This is a genomic window from Aminobacterium sp. (assembly GCF_034926885.1).
Lineage (GTDB): Bacteria > Synergistota > Synergistia > Synergistales > Aminobacteriaceae > Aminobacterium.
This window is the reverse complement of sequence record NZ_JAYFQR010000031.1, coordinates 1-10,772: the sequence shown is the minus strand read 5'-3', so window position 1 is coordinate 10,772 and position 10,772 is coordinate 1. Positions and strand designations below refer to the sequence as shown.

At 42.2% G+C, this 10,772-nt stretch carries 11 protein-coding genes; all 11 read right to left on the bottom strand.

Translation table 11 applies throughout. From position 1 onward, the window contains the following. Positions 1–213: 213 nt before the first annotated feature. The 11 genes from VB083_RS11050 to VB083_RS11000 all read right to left on the bottom strand — a co-directional run bounded on the left by VB083_RS11050 (position 214) and on the right by VB083_RS11000 (position 10,718). Entirely contained in the window at positions 214–1,008 is a 795-nt protein-coding gene (locus tag VB083_RS11050) for a metal ABC transporter permease (RefSeq protein WP_213701436.1), read from the bottom strand. After that, a complete protein-coding gene (locus VB083_RS11045; RefSeq protein ID WP_213690010.1) occupies positions 1,001–1,798 on the bottom strand; it encodes a metal ABC transporter ATP-binding protein in 798 nt (265 codons plus the stop codon). Before VB083_RS11045 ends, VB083_RS11050 begins: the two co-directional genes overlap by 8 nt. Beyond that, on the bottom strand, positions 1,795–2,637 hold the full coding sequence (locus VB083_RS11040; protein ID WP_213695140.1) for a metal ABC transporter solute-binding protein, Zn/Mn family: 843 nt from the start codon (positions 2,635–2,637) through the stop codon (positions 1,795–1,797). Before VB083_RS11040 ends, VB083_RS11045 begins: the two co-directional genes overlap by 4 nt. Positions 2,638–2,739: 102 nt before the next feature. After that, entirely contained in the window at positions 2,740–2,937 is a 198-nt protein-coding gene (locus tag VB083_RS11035; protein ID WP_213690012.1) for a hypothetical protein, read from the bottom strand. 15 nt (positions 2,938–2,952) lie between these two features. Then, positions 2,953–3,429, bottom strand: a complete 477-nt coding sequence (locus VB083_RS11030) for a hypothetical protein (protein ID WP_213690013.1) — start codon at positions 3,427–3,429, stop codon at positions 2,953–2,955. A gap of 11 nt (positions 3,430–3,440) precedes the next feature. Then, complete coding sequence (locus tag VB083_RS11025; RefSeq protein WP_323402054.1) at positions 3,441–6,290, bottom strand: hypothetical protein; 2,850 nt, start codon at positions 6,288–6,290, stop codon at positions 3,441–3,443. 14 nt (positions 6,291–6,304) lie between these two features. Further along, the gene (locus VB083_RS11020; RefSeq protein WP_307879664.1) at positions 6,305–7,138 is read right to left on the bottom strand and encodes a hypothetical protein; all 834 of its coding nucleotides are present in this window, start codon (positions 7,136–7,138) and stop codon (positions 6,305–6,307) included. After that, positions 7,135–7,620, bottom strand: coding sequence for a hypothetical protein (locus tag VB083_RS11015; protein WP_213690016.1), 486 nt, complete (start codon positions 7,618–7,620; stop codon positions 7,135–7,137). Before VB083_RS11015 ends, VB083_RS11020 begins: the two co-directional genes overlap by 4 nt. 68 nt (positions 7,621–7,688) lie before the next feature. After that, positions 7,689–8,240: a hypothetical protein gene (locus VB083_RS11010; RefSeq protein WP_307879663.1), complete on the bottom strand. Its 552-nt coding sequence runs from the start codon at positions 8,238–8,240 to the stop codon at positions 7,689–7,691. 263 nt (positions 8,241–8,503) lie between these two features. After that, positions 8,504–9,166 (bottom strand): response regulator, encoded by a 663-nt coding sequence (locus tag VB083_RS11005; RefSeq protein ID WP_307880089.1) that lies wholly within the window; start codon positions 9,164–9,166, stop codon positions 8,504–8,506. Further along, entirely contained in the window at positions 9,138–10,718 is a 1,581-nt protein-coding gene (locus tag VB083_RS11000) for a PAS domain S-box protein (RefSeq protein ID WP_323402053.1), read from the bottom strand. The genes VB083_RS11005 and VB083_RS11000 overlap by 29 nt, the downstream gene beginning before the upstream one ends. Positions 10,719–10,772: the final 54 nt, after the last annotated feature.

The window sequence follows — 10,772 nt, the reverse complement described above, 5'->3', positions numbered from 1 at the left end:
CCTTCTTCTTCCATGCCGGAAGCAATCCTGAAAAGGGACAGACCTATCCTCACCACAATTCGAAGTTTGATATCGATGAAGATACGTTGTGGATAGGGTCAGCTCTTTTTGCACATTTCGCTTTGAACTGGCAGAAATAAGAACCAATAAAAATAGCATAAAGATTTCGCCATAATAAGGATCAAGAGTCTCCATAAAAAGAGACTCTTGATCCTATTTTTTTAACAAAAGAGAAAGGGCATATCCTATAGCGGAAACGAGAATAATTGTAGCTCCCGCAGTTACATTTAAAAGAGCAGAAAGCCACAACCCAACAAATGAAAAAAATAAACTTAAAAGGAAAGCCCTGCCCATCATAGAATAGAGAGAATGACTCCAACGTTCTGCTATAGAAGGGGGAATAGTAAGAAGAGCAATGACAAGAATAAGCCCAACAACTCGAATTAGAAGAACGACAGTCATTGAGATTAAGATAATAACAACATAATGCAAAAAAGCGACAGGAACCCCTCTTGTCTTTGCGAAATCAGGATCATATGCAAAAGCTAATAATTCTTTATGATACAGAAAGCCCAAGGCGAATGAGAGAAGAATGACTCCGAGCATGGCAAAGAGGTCACCTTTTGAGACAGTAAGGATACTCCCAAAAAGATAACTCATTAAATCTGCACCGTATCCAGGTGTTAAATCTATACATATTACACCTATAGCCATTCCTACAGCCCAAAGAACTCCTATTATAGAGTCGGCTCGTTCTGGTTTTTGCCATGTTATCCACGCAATAAGAAGTGACAGCACAAGAGAAAACACCATCGTACCAAAAATAGGAGATATCCCTAAGAAAAAAGCAAGGCCAACACCGCCATATGCTCCGTGGGCTATTCCTCCGGCAACAATAACATGCTTTCTCACTACAACGAGACTCCCCATCATGCCGCATAGAATACTGGCTAAAAAGGCAGCCAAAAAAGCGTTTTGCATAAATTCATACTGCAAAAGATTAATCATGATGGGAATGTAACTCCTTCTTTAAATGATCGTGACGGGCTAAAACTCTATGAGGCAAACCGTGAGCAATAAGCTCAACTGGACACGTTCCTCCATACTCCATCTGTAACATTTCTTCTGTGATTTCTGCCGAATTATGATAGTAGACATCCCCACATACGCATGCGACAGCGGTAGCTCCATTTGCAATAACGGATAAATCATGACTTACAAGCAAAATCGTAATGCTCCCGGCAAGAGAAGCGAGTTCTTCATAGAGAACTCCTCTGGTCTCAGGATCAATACTGGCAAAAGGTTCATCCATGAGAAGAATTTCTGGACGAGAGGCCAGCGCCCTTGCAATCAACACCCTCTGGCGTTGCCCTTGAGAGAGTTCACCCATAAGATCGTCACGCCTTTCAGCTAAACCTATACGTTCAAGGGCCTCCATGGTAATTTTCTTATCTTCCTCACTAAATGTAGTCTTCTTTCCACACCCAAGGCGTCCCATTAAAGCAACATCAAAAACAGTCACGGGGAAGTCTCTATTGCGACCTGCATCTTGAGGGACATAGCCAACTGATGCAGAAGCTTGATCAGGGCTTTTTCCCAACACAGCAATCTTTCCAGAAAGAGGCTTTTCGAGTCCCAGAATAAGCTTTAATAATGTCGTTTTTCCTCCGCCATTAGGACCTATCATGACTAAGAATTCACCTTTAGGGACCTCGAAACAAACTCTATCGAGCACTTTTGTTCCATTTTCGTAGGCAAATGACACATTTTCAAACAATATTGACTGGATCTCGCTCATTTCAGACTTTCTCCTATGGCCTGAGCCGTTTCAAGCATATTTTTCTCCCAATCCTCAGCGAGGGGGTCAATAACACGAATAATTGCTTTTGTCTCCCGAGCCAAATTTTCTGCCATCTTCTTGGAATACTGCGGAGAGACAAAAATAGTATTAATTTGTTTCTCTCTCATTAAGGTAATAAGAGATACTAAATCTGAAGCTTTAGGCTCCTTACCTTCGACTTCCATCGACAACTGATTCAAATCATACTCGCGAGCGAAGTAACTCCATGAAGGGTGAACAACAATAAAATCCCTTTTCATCGTATGGCTCAACAAGCTGCGTATAGTTGAATCCACGTCATCAACTTTGCGACAAAATTGGATGTAATTTTTTTTATATTCATCTGCATGTTGAGAATCAACTTCAATGAAAGCATCACGGATAGCACGTCCCTGTATTTTTACTAGGGAAGGGGCGAGCCAAATATGCGGGTCATGAAGGTCTCCTGGCATTTGATCTATCTCTTTATAAGTATCAATAATACGAAGAGACGGATTTAAAGAAAGAGCTTTTGCCAAAAGTCTCTTTTCAAAGGGAAGATCAATCGCAAAATAAAGATGGCTTTGGGCAAAAGAAGCCATTTGTCCGGGCTTCGGCTCATACGTATGAGGGTCATCTCCAGGATGAATCATAATGTGCACATTAACACGATCTCCACCGATTTCCCTAATGAAATAAGCCTGTGGAGGAATAGAGACAAAAGCATTTATATTATCCATCCCATACAAAACAGGTGTTCCCACCAAAGAAAAAAAGAAACAAACAACTATAGATACAATGCCAATTTTTAAAGGCACAGGTACCACCTCGTCAGATACGTAAAATTTATTAAGTACTATTTATTTTACACCAGAAGAAAAAATAAAAGGCCTCTCCTCCTATTGAGGAAGGCCTTTTATTCAATCTGGATATGATCTATTTTCACGGTTGATTTTTCTTTTAGGCAAGCTGCGTCCTCGTAGTTTCTGCTCTTCTCTATAGATATCCTCGAGGATTTTTAAGTAACGAATTTCCCACTCTCGTTGATCCATACTCTTTCGAGTCGATTCTCGAGAGAGATAGTCTCGCTCTTTGCGAAGAGAATAAAGGTCCCCCATGTCTCTAACGCCTCCTTACGTTTCTCGTATCGCAAGACGAATTTGAATTTGTCCCAAACTTCGTGCGGTATCATTCGCTGCCTTAAGAAGAACCACCCCACTTCCCTGAACACTATAAATTCCCCACACATCCGTCAATAACTCAACTTCTTGAGAAGTTAGCTCTTGAAGGCCTGTGGATTCGCCTCGTATAGGGGCATCAAGCCGTACAAAAAGATGAACACCCTCCGGCAAATTCCCTTCTAAACGTCCTGTAACTACACGAGGCGTCTGACCGGTAGCCGTAACTATATACGATAAGGGAACCGCATCTCCTCTATCATTAATGTAGCTATGCAAAGAAAGTGGTTGTTGAATAACCGAAATAGCATTTTGCTCCACAACCTCAATAGAAATATTCACGAAAGCAACCGTTCTATCGACCCCTTCTGACGAGTCACAGGAGAGAAGAAAGGCTATAAGAAATCCTAAAATAAATAATTTTCGCACCATGTTGTCACACCTCACTTCTCACCAGGTTTCATAACGACTCTTCCTTCTTCGAGGAACTTTATCGTTCTTTTTCGAGGTAAGACTTTAGCCTCAACAACTTTTGCATCCCCAGGCCCCAAATCAATGCTTTGCTCTGGGAACTCAATACGATATGACGAAGGGATATTAATGTCGTACACTTTCAAAACCCACTTCCCTGGCCGCAATCCCTCAAAGAGGAAACGTCCCCAACTATCTGTAATTCGACGATGGACCTCGTCCTCATTTTTTAATTCCACAAGTACACTCTGTAATCCACCAGGTTCAAGAAATCCATCTTCCTGCAATGTATCTCCTACAAGGTAGCTTTTATTTCCTTCTAAGTCGGCAGGTTTATCTTTCCCTGCATCTGGATCTATAAGAACGACTGTGCCATTTAAAGAAACGCCATCGATAATTCCTATATCCATCGATGTAACCTCCCCATAACCTGCAATCTCAACAGTAATAGGAACTTTACGATTAGGCACACGATTTCCGAGAGAAGCCCTATCAACTTTCAACAGATAGGCCCCAGGAAGAAGGCTGGGGAATAGAAACATTCCCTTTTCATCAGTAACGGCAGATTGGCCCTCAATATCAAGAACCACATTAGGAATACCTCGCTTTTCCTCAGCAATAGTTTCATATACGAGACCTTGTAAGACTCCAACATTTTTCTTCTTGGCAAGTTTGATATCGATAGGGATTACATAGGTAACAGAGTAGGATGTTTCCATTTCACCACTGTTATCATTACGTTGTATTCTAAAACGAAGCCGGCTTTCGTCTTCGAAAGTTTGCTCTGCAATAAACTCATATTGTTCGCTATTATCTGCAAAATCTTCTTCATATGAGTATCTTGTGTACCAGCAGGAGAGTTGAAGAGTGGGAGTAATATCCCAAATTATTGAGATACCTCTGTTACTAGAAGATCTCATGAGGTAACTATCTGCAAGAGCATCGTTATCTCCAAAGCCTCCATAAATAGAAACATAAAGTTCAGGAGTAAGCTGGTAACTTAAAGAAACGTTATAATTCCATGCCGTAGCACTCTCGCCATTTACACGATTGCTCTGGTCCGCATATCGCGCTTCAAAGGAATAACTATAACGCTCCATACTCCGCCCTACTCGTAGCCACCACGAATTTTCATGATAATTATATTCAGCTGGTAACAAGCGATCTTCCATGGTAAAAGTATCGTACCCCAAAGCCAGATACCAGCCATCGCTCAATTCATAATCAAAGTAGACCTGAAGAAGTTCTTCAAAGGTTTGGGATGTTGCATCAACCTGTCTGAGGTTGAGATTATCTTTATATTGATACCACGATATGTTTCCCTGCAAACGATCGCTAAAGGGATAGCCGACGCTTGCACTTATATAGTCATAATCGTGGTAGTATCCCCAGAAATCAGTGCCAGCTCTTACTTTTGTAATAGAGTAAGGGATCTTCCCATTCATTCTTCCTCTTAAATAGACTCTATAAGCTGCGTCGTCGTCAAGAGCTTCCTCTCTGTCTGTGTCACAAATAGCATATTCAAGTTCAAGTAATGTATGAACCCATGGTCTGTATTCCGCACTGACACTCCATATTTTGTCTTCTATATCCGGTTTGCTTCCATATGCCTTTCTTTCTTTTTGAAGGGCATTAAATCTTATTTCAAGGTTATCTTCTACTTTATGACTAACATAAAAACCATATTCTTTTTTTTCCGGCGTTCCCCAACGGCTTTTTACATAGTGTAAACCTCCACCAAAGCCTGTTCCTATAGGTTCATAAGCAAAACCTATACCTCGGCCGTAAGCCCCAGAAGACGTTAATCGAGAGAGAGGGTATCCTTGATCGCCAAGATAAAAAGAGTAGGTCTCAGTAAAATAATTCAGCCAATATTCATCGACATCTCCATAGATGCCGAAATCGTCTGTATCAGGTCCCCTAAAGAGGAAATCAATTCTTTTGGTGCGCTCCTCATCAAGATAACCTTCACCGCTCCACTCAATATGTACCCCATCTCCTCCAGTATTGCCCATGGCACTAATTGAAAGCACTGTAGGAAGAACGTGGAATATATCAAGTTCCCCTCCTCCTCTTGGAATAACATCAAGATCGACAACAAGAGTTGTAGCATCTGGACCCCCATCTCCAGTTACAACGGCTCGAACTTCAACAAAATGGAATCGAGAAGTGCTTCCTTGAAAAATTTTCCCCTTTAATTTCAAATCGGCGCTTTGACCCGCATTCAATGTTACTTCATTTGGAGAGATGGTAGCAGGAAACCTTTCGTCACGATCAGGAAGGTCTATAGAGTAGGTACGTGTCGTATTCGACCTATTAATAAGCTGCAAATCAGCTTCATAGTGCTGCCCCGCTATAATGGCTACCGGTTTTTTAACTAAAATAAGCTCTACGCCTTCAACAGCAAGAATGGATACTGTGAAAATCTCTTCATCATATACCCCGTAATCCCGCCTGTTTTTTACAGAATAAACTACTTCATAATCTCCAACTCGAGCTGAGGGAGGAATCTGAAAAGCAAGAACACGTGTCACGCTTCCTCTCGAAGGAATTGAAAATCGCCCAGGGGGCATAAGAGGTTGCCACCCCTGAGGCAAATCAATTTCCTCTATAAATGTTTCAAGTGCAGGCTGATAGCTTGTCACAAGAACGCTAATACTGACAATGCGTCCTGGTTTTGTACTAATCTGTAATGGGGAACGAGCTCGAACTTCAACCCCGTATCCCTTTGTCTGTGCCCATGTCAGGCCAGGAAGCAGCCATAATATAAAAACGAGAAAAAGTAGAACTCTAAATACTCGCTTCTGCCCTCCGCCTGTCATAGTGTTCACCCTCTTTACTTTAGTATCAGGGCATACTGAGCGCCAAAAGCTTCTTCCTCTCCACCATCAGCGATAATGAGGGTCTTATATTGACCCGCCTTAACATCTTTAAACGGAATCTCAAAACGACATGAGCTCCCTGGATAAATCCATCGCCTTCCCCCTTCAAAGCGGCCAGCATGGTTACCCTGCTCATCGTAAAGTTCAGCCCAGACGACAGGACGAATGACACGTTCCCCTTTATTTGCAATGTCGAGTGCTAAAACAGACACGCCCCCGGCATTTATAAGCTTTTTATCAGCGAACTCTATATCGCGAACTCCCGTATTTCCGATATCTGTAATCATTTGGATGGCATATTTAAAGACCGTCATTACTCCAAAAGCCATGTTGCCATCTGCATCAATAGGAGGTTGCAACAGTATTTGATCTATAGGTTCAACCATGATCAGACTCCAGTATGATCCGCAGAGAGTCGTCTCTTTCGGCACATTAATCACATAATTAAAGCTTGCCGTTCCTGCCGCAGGAATGACAAGCTGACGAGGTGTTATTGTCATCCACAATGCATTAGAACGAGCAATACTTCCAGGCTCACCATAATCGTTGCTTCCATCAGCAAAACATAAATAGTCAGATTGGTTGATGGCCACTTGAACCTGTTGTTCCTTATCGTTATTTCTTACTATAATCTGTCCACGAATTTCTTGTCCTGGCGTTACTGTAAAACGATATGTTAAATCTCCCTCAACATCCACATTACTTGCCAGAGCAAACTCCGGACGGACTACAAATAGAAGAATCGCCGTTACACAGAAACATATGAAAAATAGTTTTCTTCTCATCATAAATCCACCACCGTAAATGCAATATGTGGAGCATATACGCCTTTCGGTGTTTCTGGAGTAATACCTGTTATTTTCAATTGAAGCGTTATATGACTTCTATCTCCTGCTCCCGTAAAAAGGGTGGCTCCTGATGGATCGAGAAGCTGATACGAAGTGCCTCCCCGAACCCAACCTGTTCCCATACCATTACCTGTGCGGCGAATCCAGATCTGTATTCCCTCAGGTATCTGTGCTCCCTCAACGATCTTTGCCTCCAGGTTCCATAAGGCATATTGATCCCGCGTATTGATAATGCCTAGGCTTACAATGGAGGGATCACTCTCTCGTATACCTCGGCCATTGGAAGCTGAAGCACCGATAACAAGAGATGACCAACTTCCCAAGGCAATAAGTTCCATAGCCTCTGAACGCCCGCTCAGGGGAGAAAAAACAACGAGAAACACAAGAAGAACGACTCGTGATATTACCGTAGTTCCACTCATTTTTTATTTCCCTCCCGACTGACAAAAAAGGGCAGCACCCCCCCGAGTGCCGCCCTTTTTATTACCCCTTATGCGTCCTGAATGAGAAGGGTAAGGATTCGGGTTCCAGCAGCTTTCTGAGCATCTGGGCCAGCGCAAAGCTTCAAACCGCCTTTTCCCCAGGCTCCACAAACTTTGGATATACCTGTTACGAGATCAACGTACTCCGTGGAAAGTTCTGTCCAGTTTGGTGTTCCGACAGCACTTGTTCCATAAGGAGCTTTAAGTTTTGCCCACAGTGTTACGTGATCGGGCATATCGAGATTGATCTTACCGACAACCTTTCTCTCATCGGTGCCTGTTGCGATAATGGCGTACCAAATGCACTCTTCATCGCACCAAGGAATTACACATCCGATGTGAGTTGCCATATTGATCTCTTCCTGTTTGATCATCAGGCAGTTAATCGGTATAACCTTCCAGTTGATTTTCAACGTGTCATACGGAGTGCAGCATGTCGGATGACATGATGTATCGAACCCTGCCTCTTCCATGGTCATGGGGGCTTCTACCGCAAAAACTGCGCTTGCAGCAAAAGCTACCATGGCTACAACTGCTAACAGAAGAAATACTTTTTTCATCTTTTTTTCCTCCCTTTTTTGCAGATAGCCCTATACTCCATAGATCCCTTTACGCCGCTAGAAAGTAATAACTTATCAGGTGTACCCGCATGTGGCGGGCATCTCTACGACCCCCTTTCCAGCGAAAGAGCTGGAGCCGTCTAAGCTCGATATAAAGGGTACGTCTATCGATTAAAATTGAATATCGGGAGAAAACTGAAAGGGGCAGGGATACACCCCTGCCCCTTTCACGCTATTCACTTAAAAAGACATCAGGAAATCACTTAATCCATTGGAGTCAATCCGCTCTTAATCGCATATTTCGTAAGCTCCGCAACAGAGTGAAGATTTATTTTGCGCATAATATTATATTTATGCGTCTCCACAGTTTTCACGCTGATATGAAGGGTACGAGCAATTTCGCGGTTTCCTTTTCCCTCTGCTATAAGCTGTAAAACTTCCTTTTCTCTGTGACTCAACGCACTTATAGAGTCAGTTTCCTCTTTCCCTTCTCCTGAAAGATATCCCACATACTCCTCAATAACACATTTTGATATACTCGGGCTCAGATACATTTTTCCGCTGATAATCGATCGGATAGCCTGGGCTAATTCATGGAAAGCACACTCTTTCAACAAAAAACCGGAAGCGCCAGCTTTAAGCATCTCTGCAACAAAATGACGATCAGCATGCATTGATAATGCGAGCACTTTAATTCCCGGAAGCTCTTTTTTAAGCTGATTTGTAGCTTCTATCCCATTGAGTTCCGGCATAACGACATCCATAACAAGAACATCTGGATGATTCGATAGGGACATCTCAATAGCCTTTCGTCCCGTATCTGCCTCAGCTACAACCTCCATATCATCCTGAGTGTTTAAAAGAGTTCGTAACCCATCTCGAAGAATTTGATGATCATCAGCCAGCAGAATCCTGACTTTCTTCATGAACGTCACCGAACCTTTCTTCCTCCTTTTCTACAGGGACAAAAAGAGTAACTTTGGTTCCTTCACCAAGGAGAGTTTGTATCTGCATAAAGCCACCAAGATAATTTACTCTCTCTCGAATACTCAACAAACCAAAATTACTGGGATCCCGTCCCAACTCTCTTAGCATAGAAAGGTCGAATCCAACGCCATCATCCTTAACCTCTAGCGCTACTGTCCATGGATCAAAGCGAGAAATGGTTATAATCGCCTCATTCGTTTTAGCATGTTTTACGATATTCATTAAAAGTTCTCGCAAAGCTCTGAAAAGGAAAATTTTTATATCCATTGGAATTTCATCGCTCACAAGAAAATCATTAAAAACGATACATAGACCGTGCTCTTCTTCCATTTTATCTATAAGCCATTCCACCGCCGCATGGAAACTCAATTCATAAAGCATTGGGGGACTCAACTCAAAAATAAGAGTTCTCATTCCCTGTATAGAACGATCTATAAGCGAGAGGATATCCTGAACAACATCTTTTTCTCTCTTCTCTTTAATCTGACTCTTAAGCATTTCAAGCTTAATATGGGAAAGTGCCAGATTTTGTCCCACGCTATCGTGCAAATCTGTGGAAATACGTCGCCTCTCCCGTTCTTCAGCCACATATAATTCAGAGGACAAATATTGTAATTGATGCTGATGTAAACTTATTTGTTCTTCAAGTTTTCTATATGAAGTCAAATCTTTCCAAGTCACCACACAATACTGAAGCCGCCCATCGCTGTCTCGAATAGGAACCGCTGTTATTTCCCCCCATATTTCTTCGCCATCTTTTCTTACAAAGCGTTTTTCCTTACCTATGACACCTTCATGCATAGCAATACGCAGTTCTCCCATATTGAGCCAATAATCCTCTCTCCACCATGGATAGGGAGCAGGACGTTTCAAAATTTCTTCTGAGGAATATCCAAACTGTTTCACAAAAGATTTATTGGCATACTGAATTCGTGTATCAGAACCAACGACAAAAATAGCGTTAGGACTTTGATCAAGGATTGATGAAGAAAATTCCTCATTTTCCATAAGCAAGGCTTCGTTTTTTCTTCGTTCTGAATCGTCACGAGCAATAGAAAGAACCATGGGCTTTCCTTGAAACGAAAAAAGGTGTGCGTGAATTTCAACGGGAACAGCTGATCCATCTCTTTTTTTAAGAAAAGATTGGAAAGTAAGATGTCCATTTAGAAAAAGTTGCCTCACAAGTATCAGTATGTCCTGTTTCTTTAAAAAAATATCGATTGAATTTGGAGAACTACCGAGCAATTCATTTCGGGAATATCCCAACATTTGAGAGGCTCCCTCATTAACTTCAACAAATATTCCCGGCACTCCATCTTCATCTATCTCGTGAAGAAAAACAGCATCAGCCATATTATCGAAAAGAGCAGATAACGTCGTTATACGTTCCGTTAAACGTTTTTCTGTAAGGGGCCATAGTTTGCTTCCTGATAACGTGATAAAGTGAATGGCGGGAATCCCAGTCCGTACGATTGGCTCCCGCCAATTCAAAGATAAATGGGCTCACCCTGTCCAATAGTAGTGGCGGAATGGAAGTTGCGGCTT

Bases quoted from the DNA above. Each gene is read 5' to 3' on its own strand.
- VB083_RS11050 (WP_213701436.1), bottom strand. From the start codon at position 1,008: ATGATTAATCTTTTGCAGTATGAATTTATGCAAAACGCTTTTTTGGCT.
- VB083_RS11045 (WP_213690010.1), bottom strand. From the start codon at position 1,798: ATGAGCGAGATCCAGTCAATATTGTTTGAAAATGTGTCATTTGCCTAC.
- VB083_RS11035 (WP_213690012.1), bottom strand. From the start codon at position 2,937: ATGGGGGACCTTTATTCTCTTCGCAAAGAGCGAGACTATCTCTCTCGA.
- VB083_RS11030 (WP_213690013.1), bottom strand. From the start codon at position 3,429: ATGGTGCGAAAATTATTTATTTTAGGATTTCTTATAGCCTTTCTTCTC.
- VB083_RS11025 (WP_323402054.1), bottom strand. From the start codon at position 6,290: ATGACAGGCGGAGGGCAGAAGCGAGTATTTAGAGTTCTACTTTTTCTC.
- VB083_RS11020 (WP_307879664.1), bottom strand. From the start codon at position 7,138: ATGATGAGAAGAAAACTATTTTTCATATGTTTCTGTGTAACGGCGATT.
- VB083_RS11015 (WP_213690016.1), bottom strand. From the start codon at position 7,620: ATGAGTGGAACTACGGTAATATCACGAGTCGTTCTTCTTGTGTTTCTC.
- VB083_RS11010 (WP_307879663.1), bottom strand. From the start codon at position 8,240: ATGAAAAAAGTATTTCTTCTGTTAGCAGTTGTAGCCATGGTAGCTTTT.
- VB083_RS11005 (WP_307880089.1), bottom strand. From the start codon at position 9,166: ATGAAGAAAGTCAGGATTCTGCTGGCTGATGATCATCAAATTCTTCGA.